This window comes from Bartonella sp. AP9QHHD, from assembly GCF_042195625.1.
In the GTDB taxonomy this organism is placed as follows: Bacteria; Pseudomonadota; Alphaproteobacteria; order Rhizobiales; family Rhizobiaceae; genus Bartonella.
The window spans coordinates 31,296-48,674 of the sequence record NZ_JBHIOP010000090.1 but is presented as its reverse complement, the minus strand read 5'-3'; the positions used below and the strand labels follow the sequence as shown (position 1 = coordinate 48,674).

The 17,379-nt window shown below is 37.1% G+C and carries 13 protein-coding genes and 1 pseudogene; 7 read left to right on the top strand and 7 right to left on the bottom strand.

From position 1 onward, the window contains the following. Positions 1–72 precede the first annotated feature (72 nt). The 6 genes and pseudogenes from bamA (at position 73) to lpxB (ending at position 6,962) form a co-directional block, all read left to right on the top strand. Entirely contained in the window at positions 73–2,469 is a 2,397-nt protein-coding gene (gene bamA, locus ACFIK4_RS08010; RefSeq protein ID WP_375613471.1) for an outer membrane protein assembly factor BamA, read from the top strand. Positions 2,470–2,534: 65 nt separating this feature from the next. Beyond that, positions 2,535–3,581 (top strand): UDP-3-O-(3-hydroxymyristoyl)glucosamine N-acyltransferase, encoded by a 1,047-nt coding sequence (lpxD, locus tag ACFIK4_RS08005; protein WP_375612127.1) that lies wholly within the window; start codon positions 2,535–2,537, stop codon positions 3,579–3,581. Position 3,582: 1 nt separating this feature from the next. Then, the gene (fabZ, locus tag ACFIK4_RS08000; protein ID WP_375629629.1) at positions 3,583–4,050 is read left to right on the top strand and encodes a 3-hydroxyacyl-ACP dehydratase FabZ; all 468 of its coding nucleotides are present in this window, start codon (positions 3,583–3,585) and stop codon (positions 4,048–4,050) included. Positions 4,051–4,074: 24 nt separating this feature from the next. Then, positions 4,075–4,899, top strand: a complete 825-nt coding sequence (gene lpxA, locus ACFIK4_RS07995) for an acyl-ACP--UDP-N-acetylglucosamine O-acyltransferase (protein WP_375609506.1) — start codon at positions 4,075–4,077, stop codon at positions 4,897–4,899. A gap of 2 nt (positions 4,900–4,901) precedes the next feature. Beyond that, positions 4,902–5,774 (top strand): LpxI family protein, encoded by an 873-nt coding sequence (locus ACFIK4_RS07990; RefSeq protein WP_375675708.1) that lies wholly within the window; start codon positions 4,902–4,904, stop codon positions 5,772–5,774. Beyond that, a pseudogene (gene lpxB / locus ACFIK4_RS07985) lies at positions 5,767–6,962 on the top strand (lipid-A-disaccharide synthase). Before ACFIK4_RS07990 ends, lpxB begins: the two are co-directional and overlap by 8 nt. Positions 6,963–6,982: 20 nt before the next feature. Here lpxB and ACFIK4_RS07980 read toward each other — a convergent pair. The 7 genes from ACFIK4_RS07980 to gltX all read right to left on the bottom strand — a co-directional run bounded on the left by ACFIK4_RS07980 (position 6,983) and on the right by gltX (position 15,006). After that, the gene (locus tag ACFIK4_RS07980) at positions 6,983–7,756 is read right to left on the bottom strand and encodes an amino acid ABC transporter ATP-binding protein (RefSeq protein ID WP_375612131.1); all 774 of its coding nucleotides are present in this window, start codon (positions 7,754–7,756) and stop codon (positions 6,983–6,985) included. 79 nt (positions 7,757–7,835) lie between these two features. Beyond that, entirely contained in the window at positions 7,836–8,543 is a 708-nt protein-coding gene (locus tag ACFIK4_RS07975; RefSeq protein ID WP_375612132.1) for an ABC transporter permease, read from the bottom strand. Further along, a complete protein-coding gene (locus ACFIK4_RS07970) occupies positions 8,540–9,262 on the bottom strand; it encodes an ABC transporter permease (RefSeq protein ID WP_375612133.1) in 723 nt (240 codons plus the stop codon). The genes ACFIK4_RS07975 and ACFIK4_RS07970 overlap by 4 nt, the downstream gene beginning before the upstream one ends. Before the next feature lie 79 nt (positions 9,263–9,341). Beyond that, a complete protein-coding gene (locus ACFIK4_RS07965; protein WP_375612134.1) occupies positions 9,342–10,094 on the bottom strand; it encodes a transporter substrate-binding domain-containing protein in 753 nt (250 codons plus the stop codon). A gap of 464 nt (positions 10,095–10,558) precedes the next feature. Beyond that, positions 10,559–11,311: a transporter substrate-binding domain-containing protein gene (locus ACFIK4_RS07960; protein ID WP_375612135.1), complete on the bottom strand. Its 753-nt coding sequence runs from the start codon at positions 11,309–11,311 to the stop codon at positions 10,559–10,561. A gap of 707 nt (positions 11,312–12,018) precedes the next feature. Further along, positions 12,019–13,314 carry a citrate synthase gene (gene gltA, locus ACFIK4_RS07955; RefSeq protein ID WP_375675704.1) on the bottom strand — a complete coding sequence of 432 codons (1,296 nt, stop codon included), beginning with the start codon at positions 13,312–13,314 and terminating at the stop codon, positions 12,019–12,021. 261 nt (positions 13,315–13,575) lie between these two features. Further along, positions 13,576–15,006 carry a glutamate--tRNA ligase gene (gltX, locus tag ACFIK4_RS07950; protein WP_375613476.1) on the bottom strand — a complete coding sequence of 477 codons (1,431 nt, stop codon included), beginning with the start codon at positions 15,004–15,006 and terminating at the stop codon, positions 13,576–13,578. Between the two features lie 111 nt (positions 15,007–15,117). Between gltX and ACFIK4_RS07945 the strand changes: the two genes are divergently transcribed. Then, positions 15,118–17,376 carry a ComEC/Rec2 family competence protein gene (locus tag ACFIK4_RS07945; protein ID WP_375613477.1) on the top strand — a complete coding sequence of 753 codons (2,259 nt, stop codon included), beginning with the start codon at positions 15,118–15,120 and terminating at the stop codon, positions 17,374–17,376. Positions 17,377–17,379: the final 3 nt, after the last annotated feature.

Here is a 17,379-nt window from a genome sequence, read left to right as displayed (position 1 = left end):
GTAAAAAGGTTGTTATGGCAGTTAGCTTTTAAGGCATCATGTCCAAGGAACGAGAGTAAGGTAAAAAAGCCAATGACTACGAATTCAAAGTTTTTAAATGCAGCATCTGTATTGGTGTTAAAGATGGGGATGTTTGCCCCAGCAACGGTTTTTATGTCAATTGCTGCGGTCGGAGAAATACAAGCGTCTGTAGTCCGCTCTATTGAGGTTCGTGGGAATAAGTTTGTAAGTTCTCAGGCGATTCGAGACAATATGGGGATTAAGGTTGGGCAAGGTGTTTCCAGTGGTGATGTTGATAGTGCTGTGAAGAACCTTTTCGAATTGGGTTTATTTTATGATGTTAAAATAAATCCGGTGGGTGATAAATTGGTTGTATTCGTAAAAGAATATGAGGTTGTCAATCAAATATTGTTTCAAGGAAATAAATCTTTTAAAGACCCAGATCTTAAGCGGTTTATTTCTTTAAAACCGAATGAGCCTTTTAATTCTGCTAAGCTTTCTGCTGATATAAATACAATTCGTGAGGCTTATAAAACTCTTGGTCGTAATAATATCACTGTTAACGTTCAAACGATTAACCTTGGAAAAGGGCGGGTTAATGTGGTATTTAATGTCGTTGAAGGGAAAAAAACAAAGATTGGTGATATCACTTTTAAGGGAAATAATGTCTTTGGAAGTCGTCGTTTGCGTGATGTGATTTCAACAAAAACTTCAGGAATTTTTTCGAAGTTGTTGGGAGGTGATGTTTACAGTGAAGAGCGCCTCGCTGTTGATGAAGAAGCTTTACGTCGCTTTTATTATAACCGTGGTTATGCAGATTTTCGTGTAGTCTCTTCTAAAGCAACTTTTGATGCAGCAAGCAATACGTATAAAATTTCTTTCGTTCTTGATGAGGGTGCGCTCTATAAAATTAGCGATATTCAGGTTGAAAGTGATGTTGATGGAATTGACGTTCAATCTGTGAAAAGGATGCTTAAAACCCAGCCAGGTAATGTTTATAGTGCAGAAGATATTGAACAGTCTGTTGCAACTATTAATAACAAAGTTGCTGATTCGGGATATGCTTTTGCTAAAGTTGAACCGCGGGGAAATCGTAATTTAGCAAATCATACAATTTCAATTTTATATAATATTGAACGGGGTACACGTGCTTATATTCAACGTATTGATATACGTGGCAATGAGAAAACGCGTGATTACGTCATTCGCCGTGAGATTGATTTAAACGAAGGAGATGCTTACAATCAAACTTTATTACAGCGGGCAAAACGTCGTCTAGAAAGTTTAGGTTTCTTCAAAGCCGTTAATATTTCAATGGTTCCTACAGATCAATCTGACCAAGTTGTTTTGGTAATAGATGTCGTTGAAGCTTCAACAGGAGATCTTTCTCTTTCTGGAGGGTATACAACAGGGGGAACAAGTCCTGGTATGTCACTTGAAGTTTCTGTTACTGAACGTAATCTTGGGGGACGTGGTCAATATGTTCGTTTAGGATTAGGTGCGGGGCAAGAAAAATCTCGTAATTATAATTTATCATTTGTTGATCCTTATTTCTTAGGGTATCGTTTATCTGCTGGTGTTGATGTTTTTCGTAGTACTTATCGTGCTGATAAAGCCTATGATGTACGGCAGACAGGTGGATCGCTGCGGTTTTCGTTACCTATTAATAATCAATTATCTGCTAATGTAGCTTATTCTTATGTGCAGGAAGAATATGATTTTGGCGGAGAGTATGATTTTGACAAAGAGAGTGATATAATAGAATTATATGGGAAATATTCTGGTGCGATTGTTCAAGCTGCAAAACACAGCCCTTGGAAACGTTCATCAATTAGTTATGGTTTCACCTATAATACGATTGATGATATGAGATCCCCCCATGATGGGTGGTACGTGCATCTGCTTCAGGAATATGCAGGGCTTGGTGGGAGTGCAAAGTTCTTGAAGACCACGGGTAAGGCGATGATGTACAAGACTCTTTCTGACCAGAAGGATATCGTTGGTTTGCTTTCCTTTGGGGGTGGTTATATCCACGGAATGGGCCGAGATGGTGTTCGTATTTTCGATATGTTTAAAGTAAATTCTGATATGATTCGAGGGTTCAAATATAATGGAATAGGTCCGCGTCAGGTTTCCAGTAAGGGTGAGGTTTATTTCTTGGGGGGAACGACATATATGAATGCGACTGCTGAAGTACAGTTCCCTATCCCTGTCGTGCCTGAAGGATTTGGGTTGCGCGGTGCTTTATTTGCGGATATTGCCACGCTTTATGGCAATAATTATAAAGCCGTTTTTAAGGGTGAACCGTCTGTTACCAATACCAAAAGTGCTTGGCGTTCATCTGCAGGTGTGAGTTTGATGTGGGATTCTCCGTTTGGTCCTTTGCGTTTTGATTATGCTTGGCCAATAACGAAGCAGGAAGGTGATCGTTTGCAACAATTGAACTTTGGTATTTCTACGAAGTTCTGATTTGAGCGATTTTAAGAAGGAAAAACTTGAAGAGAATAGCTTAAGCTGGGAGAGAAAGTGTTTTGATGGCGGATACATTTTTTTTTACGCCGTCCCGACGATTGACAGTTGCAAATGCTGCTGAGTTGACGGGTGCAAAGCTTCTTAATCCAGAGTTTTCTCATAAAGTTATCAATACTCTTTCTTCACTTGAGAGTGCTGTGGAAGGTTCGCTTGTTTTTGTAGAGCATCGGAAGTTTTCTGATGCTTTACTGGACAGTTCTGCTGTTGCTGTTTTGTGTACGAATGAGATTGTTTTTAAAGTTCCCGAAACTATGGCAATTTTGGTGACATCCACACCACAGCGTGACTTTGCTCAGATTGGTCGTATTTTGTTTCCAGATTCTGTCAAGCCAATGCCTTGGTTGGGGCAGAAGGGGATTTCATCGCATGCGCATATTCATCCAACGGCTAAGTTGGCACATGATGTGTGTATTGAAGCGGGAGCTGTTATTGGTAAAAATGTTGAGATTGGTGCAGGAACTCTTATTTCATCCACAGCTGTTATCGGTGAAAATTGCCGTATTGGATGTGACTGCTATATTGCTCCTAAGGTAACAGTTCAGTGTTCTATAATAGGTGATAAGGTTCAGCTTTATCCTGGTGTTTGCATTGGGCAAGATGGTTTTGGTTATGTTGGGGGCGTTTCTGGAATCGAGAAAATTCCACAGCTTGGTCGCGTTATTATTGAGGATGGTGTAGAAGTTGGTGCGAACACGACAATTGATCGTGGAACATTTCAAGATACTGTTATTGGTGAAGGAAGCAAGATTGATAATCTTGTACAAATTGCCCACAATGTCAAAATTGGACGCTATTGTCTTATTGCCGCTCAATGTGGCATTGCGGGAAGTACATCTATAGGGGATATGTCTCAGCTTGGCGGAAGTGTGGGAGTAGCGGATCACATCATAATAGGTAAATCTGTTCAGATTGCTGCTCGTAGTGGTGTTATGAATGACATTCCGGATGGCGAAAAATGGGGAGGTAGTCCAGCGCGACCATTTAAACAATGGTTTCGTGAAGTAGCGGCATTGCGCAGTATGGGAAAAGTTAAAAAGGAGAAACGCTGATATGATCAGCAGTGAAAAAACTAAAAACTTAGAGGCTGTCGATATTGAAAAACTATTATCAATATTACCGCACCGTTATCCATTTTTATTAATTGATCGTATCGTTGATATTGATGGTGAACAAGAAGCGATTGGTATTAAAAATATAACGATTAACGAGCCACATTTTATGGGACATTTTCCCTCAAAGCCTGTTATGCCTGGAGTTTTGATTTTAGAAGCTATGGCACAAACGGCAGGAGCAATAGCACTTTTAAATTTAGGCAATAAGCAAACAAATTTAGTTTACCTTATGACGGTTGATAATGCGAAATTTCGTAAGCCGGTTATGCCTGGTGATCAGCTCAAGATTCATGTTCAGCTTTTGAAAAAAAGATCTGGTATGAGACGTTTTTCATGTGTTGCAAAAGTAGAAGATGTCCGCGTCGCTGAAGCAGAAATTGCTGCGATGATTGTTGAAAAAGAATAAACGATATTTGATGGGGATTTAAAAATGTCCGGTACGAAAATCCATCCAACTGCTCTTGTGGAGAAGGGAGCGCAGCTTGGTGAGAATGTACGCGTTGGACCATTTTGCCATATTAGTTCAGAGGCTGTTATTGGTGATGAATGTAGTTTGACAAGTCATGTTGTAATAATGGGAAAGACAACGTTAGGAGCCAAGAGTAAAGTATTTTCTCATGCCGTTTTGGGGGCAGATCCGCAAAATAATAAACATAAAGGAGGGGCTACAACTCTTTTTATTGGTAAGAATTGTACGATTCGTGAAGGTGTAACAATGCATAGGGGGTCCGATTCGAGTGTAGGAATGACAGTTGTTGGTGATAATTGCCAATTTTTTTGTTATGCGCATATCGCTCACGATTGTTATGTAGGCAATCATGTAACATTTGCCAATAACGCAATGATTGCTGGTCATGTTACTATTGGTGATTATGTGATTATTGGTGGTGGTGCTGCTGTTCATCAATTTGTTCGTGTTGGACATCATGCATTTATCGGCGGCGTATCTGCACTGGTTGGTGATCTGATACCTTATGGAACAGCTGTTGGTGTGCAGGCAAAACTTGCTGGACTCAATATTATTGGCATGAAGCGTGCAGGACTTGAGCGTCAAGATATTCATGCACTCCGTCATGCGGTTGCTATGCTTTTTGATCATAGCAAACCATTTAAAGAGCGTGTCAGTGATGTTGCTTCTTTCTATTCTTCTTCTCAGTCTGTTTCTGAAGTTGTTAATTTTATTAAAGAAGAAGGAAAGCGTTTTTATTGCACACCAAAATTTGAAGGTGTTAGAATAAAAGAACATAAGGATTAAAAATGCCTATTTGGGGAGCCAGAAGTTTTCTTTCCGGCCGTACTGCTATTATAGCAGGAAATGGTGTTCTACCGATTACTGTTGCGCAGACTCTTGAGAAGAATGGAGAAAATCCTTTTCTTGTACTTTTGCATGGTGAGGCAGATTCTGTTCTTTATCGCTATGAGCATTGCGAGCTATCAATTGTAGAGTTAGCACGACTCGTTAAAATTTTAAAAGAGGCTGGTGTATATAATGTTGTTTTGGCAGGTGGTGTGAAAAAGCGTCCACTTCTTAAACAATTGCGACTGGACTGGACAACATTTTTAGCTCTTCCTAAGTTAATCGGAGCTTTGAAGAGGGGAGATGATGCGTTATTAAAAGCTTTTATACAGGTTATTGAAGCACACGGTTTTTGTGTTATTGGTGCTCACGAAATAGTCCCAGATCTTTTAGCTCCCATAGAATTTAATTTAACAGTACGGCGCGCTACTCCAAAAGAGAAAAAAGATATTTTTTTAGCAGTAGAAGCAGCAAAGCTTTTAGGTCAATTAGATATCGGGCAAGCCGTTGTCGTTGTCCAAGGAAGGGTGGTTGCTCTAGAGGGCGCTGAGGGAACTGATAATATGTTGTGGCGTATTTGTGAAATGCGAGAAAGAGGGCAAATTCCCCTTAAAGGTGGCATTCTTGTAAAATGCGCAAAACCACAACAGGATAATCGCGTTGATTTGCCATCAATTGGGCCCGCGACAATAATGAATATTGCAAAGAGTGGTTTATCTGGTGTTGCGGTGGAGGCAAATAGAAGTCTAATATTATCAGTGAAAACAACAATAGAAAAAGCCAACAAATATTCTTTATTTATAGAGACATTTGAAAAGTTTGGTCATGAATAATTGTTTCTTAAAGATTGCAGTGGTTTCAGGTGAGGAATCTGGTGATTTACTTGGGGCCGATCTAATTTCTTGTTTATCACAACAGATAGGATGCAATATTCATTTGATTGGTGTTGGGGGGAGCCATTTAAAGGCATTAGGCTTAAAAAGCTTTTTTGATTCCCATGATATTGCTTTAATAGGTTTAAAGGAGGTGTTGAAAAAACTACCATTGTTGTTGCTACATATTCGCAATTTATCCAAATTTATTGCACAAGAACAACCTGATTGTTTAATTATTATTGATAGTCCTGATTTCACGCATCGTATTGCAAAAAAGGTACGTGCTTTAGCGCCTTCTATTCCTATCATTAAATATATTGCACCAACCGTTTGGGCATGGAGGCCAGAGCGTGCAAAAGCTATGTGTGGATTTGTTGATCATGTTTTAGCGGTTTTTCCTTTTGAAGAAAAGATTATGCAAGATTTGGGAGGCCCTGCCACGACTTATGTTGGACATCGTCTTTTGACATATCCTCCCCTTTTGAGAGTTCAGTCAGAAAAAAAAGCCAATTAGAACAAAGAAATTTGATCGATACACAAACATTATCGCCTACATTAGTTATTTTGCCAGGATCACGCAATTCAGAAATTCGTTCCTTAATGCCTATTTTTCGAGAAACAGTAGAGATTCTTGTACAACGTATTCCTCATTTACGTATTATTTTACCAACCTTACCTCATTTGGTAGATAGAATCCGGGACTTTGTGCAGGGCTGGAAAAGCAAGATAGAAATTGTAGTTGGTGAAGATGAAAAATGGCGTGCTTTTGCACAAGCAAATGTTGCTCTTGCTGCACATGGAACTGTTTCACTTGAATTAGCCTTAGCAAAAGTTCCTATGGTTCTTTGCTATAAACTTGATTTCTTTTCTAAATTATTTATTTTTCCTAAAATGATGTTATGGAGTGCTGCTCTTCCAAATATTATTGCTGATAAGCCTATTGTTTCGGAATATTTGAATGAATTAATCCGTCCTGGCATGTTAGCAAGACAGGTAGAACAACTTTTGGCTAATCCTTTATTGCGACAGGCACAACTTGATTCCTTTGAGATGGTAGAACAGAAAATGAAAACTGAAGTACCATCGGGGGTTGTTGGCGCACAAACAATTATCACTCTTTTAAAAAGCAGGAATAAAATTGTATAAATAAAGCAATATTTTAATGATTAATATTTAATTTTAGCAAGAAAATTACAAGCACGTTGGCTTTTAGGATTGGTAAAAAATTCTTCAGAGGCTGCATCTTCAACAATTTTTCCATTTTCTAGAAAGAGTATTCTTTCTGAGACTTTACGTGCGAAGCCCATTTCATGGGTAACACAAAGCATTGTGATCCCTGTATCGGCTAATCGAGCCATCACTTCCAAAACTTCTCCCACACTTTCTGGATCAAGAGCAGAGGTTGGTTCATCAAAAAGCATGACTTCGGGTTCCATACAAAGTGCACGGGCAATCGCAACACGTTGTTGTTGCCCACCAGAAAGTTGTAAAGGATATTTTTCACAGTGTTTTTCAATACCAACATGCGTTAAGTAACGAATTGCCCGTTCTTGTGCTTGTTGTTTGGAAAGCCCTTGAACGGTCATAGGTGCTAAAATACAATTTTGTATAACGCTCATGTGGGGAAATAAATTAAAGTTCTGAAAGACCATTCCTATCTTACGAAGAACATTTTTTTGCTGTTGTATAGGTGCAGTATGGATATCAACGTTATGGATACAGATTGAACCTTTTTGTGCTTGTTCTAATTGATTAATACAACGAATTAACGTTGATTTTCCTGATCCGGATGGTCCACAAATAACGATATGTTCACCAGCTTGAACATTAAAGTTGATATCATGTAGGACCTGAAAGTTTCCATACCATTTATTTAGATTTTGGATAGAGATCACAGGGTTTTTACTGGGAGAGATCGATTTATTATTTTTCAAATTCATCTTATTTTATTCTTTCATTGATGAAGAACTTGATTAATTCAACATTTTGGTTTGGTAAAGTTTTTTATGATCATTTTATTTACCGTAAATATCGAGTGAGGCGCTGCTCGATAAAAACAATAAAACGATGAATGAGTTCAACGATAAAGAGATAGATAAGAGCAGCCCAAACGTAAACTTGAAAATCGAAAGTCCGTGAATAAGCGAGTTTAGCAACCCCCATTAAATCATAAACAGTAATAAGTGAGGCAACAGCACTGGATTTAATCATTAAAATCAACTCATTTCCTAGGGGGCGTAATGCTACAATCATTGCTTGTGGAAGAATAACTCTAAAAAATGTGACAGAGTTGCTTAAACCTAAAGCTTTTGATGCTTCGCGTTGTCCAGTTGTTACGGATAGAAAACTTCCTTTAAAGATCTCAGATTGATAGGCAGCAGAATTGAGTGTAAAAATAAAAAGACAACAATACCACGCGTTTTGAAAAAACCACCATAGCCCCACTTGTTGCCAAAAACTGTTCATTGAACCAAGCCCATAATAAAAAAGAAAGAGTTGAGCTAATAAAGGAGAGCCACGGAAAAAATAGACATAAGCATTTGCAAAATATTGTAAAAATGTATTCTCTGATAGACGTGCAAAAGCGATAATCATACCAAGAAAAAGGCCTAGAGAACAAGAAATAGAAACAAGTTCAACAGTAACAATAAAGCCATTAATAAATTTGGGTCCATAATGACTTAAAAGATCAGGATTAAAAAGAAAATAAAGCCACTCAGGAATCATTGACTTAGCACCTTTTTATAGCCTATTTGAGTGTATGTTTCCAAATGGCGTAAGATTGCAGTAAAAACCGCTGAAAATAACAAATAGAGTAAGCATGCTACAAAATAAAATAGCATGGGTTTATTGGTAGCAGCGACAGCTAGATTCGTTTGTCGCATGAGGTCAACAAGCGCGATGGTAGAAACAAGGGATGTATCTTTCAGTAAAGTAAGCCAATTATTAGAAAGTCCTGGCAAGGCATTTCGGATGAGCTGAGGGAAGACAATACGAAAAAATGTGGTTGACCGTGAAAGTCCTAAAGCTTTAGCTGCTTCATATTGACCTTTATCAAAAATATTAAATGCTCCAAGCCAAACTTCACAAGAAAAAGCTGCAAGAACCATACTAAGGGCAAGAACACCAGCAACAAAAGCATTGATACTGAACATGATTTCAAAACTAAAATAGTCAAATAAATTTTGAATAAGGCTTTGTAATCCGTAGTAAACTAAAAACAAAGTTAAAAGCTCTGGCAGCCCACGAAATATCGTTGAAAAAAGGCGTGCCATAGCTTTGGCCATCTTAATATTGGATCGAATCATCACTGCATTGAGAAGCCCTAGAGGAAATCCTAGAAGTCCACAACATAATGCCAATGACAAAGTCATTCCTGCACTGGAAAGTATAACTGCTCCCCATCCACCATTGCTAAATGATAGCAATGCTAAATTTTCAATCATTCTTGTATTCCTCATGAAAGAGTTAGATAATATTTTTTAGCAATAACCAACGGGTTTCATTAAAATATCATATTGATATTTAATAAACATCACTTGTAAAATATTTTCTCATAATTTTTTCATAAGTTCCATCCAAACGGATTTCTTTTATAGCTTCATTGAACTTATTTTTAAGATCATTATTATTTTGACGGACTGCAATTGCAACAGGAAATCTTGTTTCTTCTAGAGTTCCCAAGAGGAGACAACAATCTTTTCCTTCATTTTTAAGCCAATTTAATGCTTGTAATTTATCAACAATGATCACATCAAGTCGATGATTTAAAAGATCACGATTCACTTCTATTGTGGAAGGATAGAGTTTTATTTTCACCTCTTCAGAGGCAAAATGATCTTCTGCATAGAAAGCTTGTGTTGTATTTGATTGCACACCAAGATTTTTACCTCTAAAGTCTTTTGTCGAGATTTCTTTAATTCCCGAAGCTTTGGTAACAATAACAGCCAGTGCTGTATCGTAGTAAGGATCTGTAAAGTCAATTTTTTGTAAACGCTCTTGTGTGAGAGAGAGGGAAGCAATGATAGCATCATATTTTTTTGCAATAAGTCCAGGGATCATTCCCTCGAAGTCTTGTGTAACAATAGTACACTCAACATTCATTTTTTTACAAAGTGCATAAGATATATCAATATCAAGTCCCTGCAATTTATTATTTGAGTCAATATAACTGAAGGGAGGATAGGTGCCTTCACTCGCAATTTTTAATGTTTTCGCATCAGCCAATTGGGTGAATAGTGCGGCGCTTATTATAAGAGCTCCTGCTAATAGTTTCATGATGTTCTCCTATTGGATAAGCGGGCAATATGAAATCATTATGTTTTTATAATCTGTAAGCTTTTTGGGAGCAATTCAAAAATTTATTGATGTTTATTTTAGATCATTATGTTGGGCATTATTGATAAAAAAAGAATAAATATCTTATTGCTTGTATGATAGCTTAATTTTCACGAAATGATTGATTTGAATCATTTCATGAGTAAAAACTGAGGATTTTTCTTGAAAATAAGGCTATTAAATTTGAACATAAAAAAATTAGATTTTGATACGGTAAAAATACAACCTTATTGTTGTCATTAGATTCTACAAAATGTTTAGATCTCAAGGAGCAATTAAAAGTTATTTTGATAAATGTAAATTTTCTTATAAAAATGCCGAATTTCCAATTATACCTGCATGTTCAATAAAGAGTTAAAGATACCCCTTAAATATACAGATTGAGTTTTAATTCATAGTACTATCTAATTGATATCGAAAGTAAAATATTTTCTCATAATTTTCTCATAGGTTCCATCGGCGCGGATTTCTTCTATTGCTTTATTAAAACTGTTTTTAAGATCATTATTATTTTGACGGAGTGCAATTGCAATAGGAAAATTTGTTTCTTCTAGAGTTCCCAAGAGGAGACAGCAGTCTTTTCCTTCATTTTCAAGCCAATTTAATGCTTTTAATTTATCAAAGATGATGATATCAAGCCGATGGCTTAAAAGATCACGATTAACTTCTGTTGCTGTAGGATAAAGTTTGATATTAACTCCTTCAGAGGCATAATGATCTTCCGCATATGCAGCTTGTGTTGTATTTGATTGTACACCAAGGTTTTTACCTCTAAAGGCTTGTGTTGAGATTTCTTTAATTTCCGAATTTTTGGTAACGATAACAGCGAGTGCTGTGTTGTAGTAAGGATCTGTAAAATCAATTTTTTGTAAGCGCTCTTTTGTAGGAGAAAGGGAAGAAACGATAGCATCATATTTTTTGGCAAGAAGACCGGGAATCATCCCCTCAAAGTCTTGTGTGACAATAGTACATTCAACATTCATTTTTTTACAAAGCGCATAAGATATATCAATATCAAACCCTTGCAGTTTGTTATTTGAGTCAATATAACTAAATGGCGGATAAGAAGCATCGCTTGCAATTTTCAGCGTTTGAGAATTGGCCGATAGGGTAAACAGTGTCGCGCTTATTATAAGAGCTCCTGCTAATAATTTCATTATGTTCTCCTATTAGATAAGCTGGCAAATATGAAACCATCATGAATTTTTATAATCTGTAAGCTCTTTTGGAGCAATGTAAAAAATTTATCTATGTTCATTTTGCTATCATTATGCTGAATATCATTATCAAAAAAATAATTTCTTTTTATCAAGTATGGGAATAAAAAATACAGGAAAGAAAGTCACCTCTTATTGATTATAGGGTAATTTTTAATAATTTTATTTAAAAATCAATAATTTATCTTTAAAAGAAAAACTATCAACTTAAATACAAAGAAAATTTCAGCTTTTAACAGAACAAAATGTAAAAGTGTTTTTATTCTAATTAGAGAAGCACTTAATGTAAGCTTTTTGCAATTTTATCTGAAGAAGATAGAAAGAAAAATTCTGACATTGCTAGATTTTAATATGTAATAAGGCTTTTAAACATGGGGGAATGATAGGGAATACATTTCCATTAAAGATAATGAGGATTATAAGGTAAAATTTTCAATTTCTTTTTGCTAAATATTTGGCTAATTTGCAGAAGAGTATTCTCAATTTCTTTACAGAGCTAAAACTTAGAATTTTTTAGTAAATTTTTATGATGATGTTATCTCTGTAGAAAGAGTTTTAAAATCACGTTTTATAAAAATTTTTAAAGGATGTTTTTTGATTACTCTCAATAAAGCTTCAGTAAATTGAAGCTTTATTGATTTCTTTTTTTAATTTGCACGTTCATCTATAGGAACATAGTCACGCATAGCATAGCCTGTGTAGAGTTGTCGAGGACGACCAATTTTTTGTGCAGGGTCTTCAATCATTTCTTTCCATTGTGCCACCCACCCGACACTGCGCGCCAATGCAAAAAGGACAGTAAACATTTCAGTTGGAAAACCTAGAGCTTTTAATGTAATGCCGGAATAGAAATCAACATTGGGATAAAGCTTTTTCTCAATAAAATATTCATCACTTAAGGCAATTCTTTCAAGCTCTATTGCAATATCAAGAAGAGGGTCATCTTGAATGTTGAGTTCTTTTAAAACTTTATGACAGGTTTTTTGCATGATTTTTGCACGTGGATCATAATTTTTATAGACACGGTGCCCAAAGCCCATAAGGCGGAAAGGATCATTTTTATCTTTTGCACGTGCAATAAATTCAGGAATTCTTTTAATAGAACCTATTTCTTGTAGCATTTTTAGGCATGCTTCATTGGCACCACCATGTGCTGGTCCCCAAAGGCATGCAACACCTGCTGCAATACAGGCAAACGGATTAGCACCTGAGGATCCAGCAAGACGTACCGTAGATGTAGAAGCATTTTGTTCATGATCTGCATGAAGGGTAAATATTTGATCCACCGCCCGAGCAAGCACAGGGTTTGTTTTATATTCTTCACAAGGAACAGCAAAACACATATGGAGGAAATTTGCAGCATAACTAAGATCATTACGTGGATAAACAAATGCTTGTCCAATACTGTATTTATAGGCCATAGCAGCAAGCGTTGGAACTTTTGAGATAAGACGAACAGAAGCAATCATTCTCTGGTGAGGATCTGTAATATCAATAGAGTCGTGATAGAACGCAGACATAGCGCCAAGGCAGGCAACCATGACGGCCATAGGATGAGAATCACGACGGAAGCCATGGAAGAAGCGTGCAAATTGTTCGTGGACCATGGTATGCTGCATAATACATCGATCAAATTCATTTTTTTCTTGCTGTGTTGGGAGTTCACCATAAAGTAAAAGATAACAACTTTCGAGAAAGTCTCCTTTTTCAGCCAATTGATCAATAGGATAACCACGATAAAGCAATATGCCTTTATCACCATCGATATAAGTAATTTTTGATTCACAAGAAGCTGTTGAAGTAAAACCAGGATCATAAGTAAAAATATCGGTTTTTTTATAGAGAGAAGCAATTTCAATGACTTCAGGTCCACTCGTGCCTTTACGCAAGGGAAGCTCTACTTTTTTATCATTCACAATAATATATGCGTTATTCTCAGACATTCGGTATTCCTTTCAGATCCTTCACTTCTAAAAATTAAGACTCTGCTTCATCAGAGTGGGGGATGTATAACTGAAGCTTTTCTTACTTATTTAAGGGTAGATTGCCTCTAAAAGTGAGTACATGCAATCTAAAAATATTTCCTTATTGATCATTATTACTCAATAAGAAATGTATTTCAATGATATAACATAAAAAACTCTTTTAGGGCGCGTTGAGATATCTGTATAGATCCTTATTTGAGGAAATATACTCAGTGCACATCATGGGCATATTGTTGTGATAAGTTGGTCCTTGATGCGATGAAGGGATTCATTGCGTCCTAATAAAATAAGAATATCCAAAACACCTGGTGATGTTGCACATCCTGTAAGAGCTGCGCGAAGTGGTTGGGCGATAGATCCAAATTTGAGATTCTGTGTTTGGACAAAAGAGCGAAGTGTTTCATCTAGAGTTTTTGTATCCCAAGAGGGGCACGCTTTCAGAGCAAGATAAAGATCGTTTAAAATGGTTCGTCCATTTTTATCTAAGAGCATTTGAGCTTTTTCATCAAGTTGTAAAGGTCGTTGCGTAAAAATGAAGGAGGCATTGTCAATCAGTTCGCACAGTGTTTTTGAACGTTCTTTCAAATGCGGGATTGCTTTTAAAAATTGAACACGGCGTTTTTCATCAAGTCTTTCAATAATTTGTGCTCCCCTATCGGTTTCTGGTAGAATATTAAGAGCGGCATCAAAAAGTTCTTGATCATTACTCATACGCATATAGTGTCCGTTGATGGAATCGAGCTTTTTGAGATCAAAACGAGCAGCACCTTTGTTAATATCCTCAATATCAAACCAAGAAATCATATCTTTAAGTGACATCAGTTCGTCATCACCATGACTCCAACCTAAACGGACAAGGTAATTGCGCAAAGCAGCAGGAAGATATCCCATTGTTCGGTAGGCATCAACACCGAGCGCACCATGTCGCTTTGATAATTTTGCACCGTTTTCACCATGGATAAGAGGAATATGGGCCATAACAGGAATGTCCCATCCCATTGCTTTAAAGATAATCGTTTGTCGGGCTGCGTTGGTAAGATGATCGTCACCACGTATAATATGTGTGATGCCCATATCATGATCATCAACGACAACAGCATGCATATAGGTAGGCGAACCATCAGAACGCAAAATAATGAAGTCATCGAGATCTTTATTAGGAAAACGGACATCACCTTGAACACGATCATGTACAATCGTTTCTCCATCTTGAGGGGCTTTGATGCGAATAACAGGCTTAACACCTTTAGGAGCTTCAGAACTATCACGGTCACGCCAACGTCCATCATAACGTGGTGGGCGCCCTTCTGAACGGGCTTTTTCACGCATTTCAGCTAACTCCTCAGGTGAAGCATAACAATAATATGCTTTGCCATTCTTGACCAACTGTTCAGCGATTTGGCGGTGACGTTCTGCACGTTCGAATTGCGAAATAGGGGCGCCATCATAACTAAGACCCATCCAGTGCAAGCCATCTATAATGGCTTTTACAGCTGCTTCGGTTGAACGCTCTCGGTCTGTATCTTCAATTCGTAAAAGCATTTTTCCACCGGTATGTTTTGCATAAAGCCAATTAAAAAGAGCAGTACGAGCACCACCAATGTGAAGGAAGCCAGTGGGTGAAGGGGCAAAACGAGTAATAACAGACACGAATATTTTCCTTTAAACTAAGATATTACTTATGGAATTTTATAGAAAAGTCATGTTAGCATAAGTGATGGGGCGTGCAATAGCCGTATTGCGAGTTAAAGTGGGGGACTGATGTTTTATAAAAGTAAAGAGGGTTTATCCGAAAAATCTGTTACAGAAAGAAAAAAGCCATGTCAGATAGGGCAGAGTGTTTTTTCTAGGTATGATGATGCAAAGAACAGTAGCTATAATCAACAAAAACTTTTTTTATTGACACTCTTAAAAGAAGTAATCATTTTTTTTCGCAAATGGTTAGAAGATTGTATTAATAAAGAAGTTTCTTTTGGTATCCTTTTTTCGCTGATTTTAGTCTTTTTTGCCCTAGGAATCATTTTCTATTTTCATTTAGAGTGGGAACCAAGTTGGGGACAATTGGGGGCGTTGGTCAGTATTTTTCTGGGAATATTCTATGTAGCACGTTTTTATCGAAAAATATCGATTCCCGTGGGGTTTCTGTTTTGTATTATATTGGGTGCTTTAGCGGCAAAAATAGAAACGTGGCGTATTGCAACACCCATGCTAAGCAGTGACATTGTCACTACATTGACGGGAAGAATTGTTTCTATTGAGTCAGGTGCCAAAGGAGGATTTCGTTTAGTTTTGGATATTTTGAATACAGAAAATCCCGTATTACGCCATAGTCTTCATCGTGTTCGTTTATCGGCAAGATATTTGCCATCTGGCTTAGCGATTGGTGATGGATTGCATGGAAAAGTTAAGATTCGTGCATTCTCTGGGCCGGTGCGTCCAGGAGGCTACGATTTTAGTTTTCATAATTATTTTAAAAGAATTGGAGCACAAGGCGTTTATTTAGGAAAACCAAGAAAAATATCCGTTTCGCAGCCTGATGGAATATTCGCTATCATTCTACAGAAAATTGAAAATTTACGCACGAAGATGACACAAAGAATCCGTATAGCCCTTGAAGGAGAAAAGGGGAGTGTTGCAGCTGCCCTCATAACAGGGCAGCGTGCTGGTATTTCAAATGAGACAAATGAAGCATTACGTACAGCTGGATTAGCTCATATTTTATCAATATCAGGTTTACATATGGCGTTGTTAAGCGGCATAGTTCTTTTGAGTATCCGTAGTTTTTTAGCATTTTTTCCAGTTTTTTCTTCCTATTATTCCAGTAAAAAATTTGCTGCTATCGTTGCTTTTATGATAACAGCTTTTTATTTGTTATTGTCGGGCTTAGCAATATCAGCGCAAAGAAGTTTTGTGATGATTGCTGTTATGTTGGTTGCTATATTGTGTAATCGCTCTGCTATAACAATGCGTAATTTTTCCATTGCAGGGTTGATAACTCTGGCGATGACACCCCATGAAATATTAGGTCCTAGCTTTCAAATGTCCTTTTCTGCGACTGCTGCTTTGATCGCTTTTTTTGATTGGTGGAGTGGAAGATCATTTTTTCGTAAAAGAAAAACAACTCCCTCTTATGTTGGAGGGGGAGTGATAAATTTTGTTTTCTTATCGATTCTTTCAACATGTGCTTCTTCCTTTGTTGCAGGGAGTGCAAGTGGAATTTATGCTGCTTATCATTTTTCTAATATGGCATCTTTGAGCATTATCAGTAATGCCTTTGCTTTGCCTGTCATCTCAATTTTTGTCATTCCCTTTGGATTAATCGCAGTTCTTGCAATGTTAGGAGGATTCGAATGGCTTCCTCTTCAAATTATGGGTTTTGGAGTTGATCTTGTAATAAAGATTGCACATGCTATCAAGGCTATTTCTCCTGATTTGAATCCTGGTTTTATGCCGTTATCAGCGTTAGTTTTATTGAGCATAGGCTTGGTTGGACTGACTTTTTGCAAAACACCCATCCGGCTCTTTTTTAGTTTGTTTATTTTGGCAGGTGTTTCTATTTGTGTATTGCATTCACCTGTACAACTGATTATAGCAGATAATATGCGCCTCGTGGGCGTTATTCATGATAAAAAATTATATATTGATCGTTACCATATTTCTAAGTTCACGACATCCATATGGAAAAAGTCATTTCGTGTGAATGAAACGATTAAACCAACAAAATATGGTCCTTCGTTACACGGACAATTTATTTGTGATTATCATGTATGTACATCTTTATTGGATAATGGATTAAAAGTGATCGTTTTACAGAGAGAAACAGATCAATGTGTAGAGGCAGATATTCTCATTCAGACATTTGTGATGCATAATCCAACTTGTTACAAGAAGGCAAAAATAGTATTTATACCTCAACAATTGTTATCACGAGGAAGCGTTATGATGACCAAAGGTGGAGATATTATTTGGTCTTCGCTAGGGTTTCATAGACCATGGAATATGCACAGACAGCATTCATAAAAA

Excerpts from the sequence above, each read along its gene's own strand:
- bamA (WP_375613471.1), top strand. The coding sequence starts at position 73 with ATGACTACGAATTCAAAGTTTTTAAATGCAGCATCTGTATTGGTGTTA.
- lpxD (WP_375612127.1), top strand. The coding sequence starts at position 2,535 with ATGGCGGATACATTTTTTTTTACGCCGTCCCGACGATTGACAGTTGCA.
- fabZ (WP_375629629.1), top strand. The coding sequence starts at position 3,583 with ATGATCAGCAGTGAAAAAACTAAAAACTTAGAGGCTGTCGATATTGAA.
- lpxA (WP_375609506.1), top strand. The coding sequence starts at position 4,075 with ATGTCCGGTACGAAAATCCATCCAACTGCTCTTGTGGAGAAGGGAGCG.
- ACFIK4_RS07990 (WP_375675708.1), top strand. The coding sequence starts at position 4,902 with ATGCCTATTTGGGGAGCCAGAAGTTTTCTTTCCGGCCGTACTGCTATT.
- ACFIK4_RS07980 (WP_375612131.1), bottom strand. The coding sequence starts at position 7,756 with ATGAATTTGAAAAATAATAAATCGATCTCTCCCAGTAAAAACCCTGTG.
- ACFIK4_RS07975 (WP_375612132.1), bottom strand. The coding sequence starts at position 8,543 with ATGATTCCTGAGTGGCTTTATTTTCTTTTTAATCCTGATCTTTTAAGT.
- ACFIK4_RS07970 (WP_375612133.1), bottom strand. The coding sequence starts at position 9,262 with ATGATTGAAAATTTAGCATTGCTATCATTTAGCAATGGTGGATGGGGA.
- ACFIK4_RS07965 (WP_375612134.1), bottom strand. The coding sequence starts at position 10,094 with ATGAAACTATTAGCAGGAGCTCTTATAATAAGCGCCGCACTATTCACC.
- ACFIK4_RS07960 (WP_375612135.1), bottom strand. The coding sequence starts at position 11,311 with ATGAAATTATTAGCAGGAGCTCTTATAATAAGCGCGACACTGTTTACC.
- gltA (WP_375675704.1), bottom strand. The coding sequence starts at position 13,314 with ATGTCTGAGAATAACGCATATATTATTGTGAATGATAAAAAAGTAGAG.
- ACFIK4_RS07945 (WP_375613477.1), top strand. The coding sequence starts at position 15,118 with ATGTTTTATAAAAGTAAAGAGGGTTTATCCGAAAAATCTGTTACAGAA.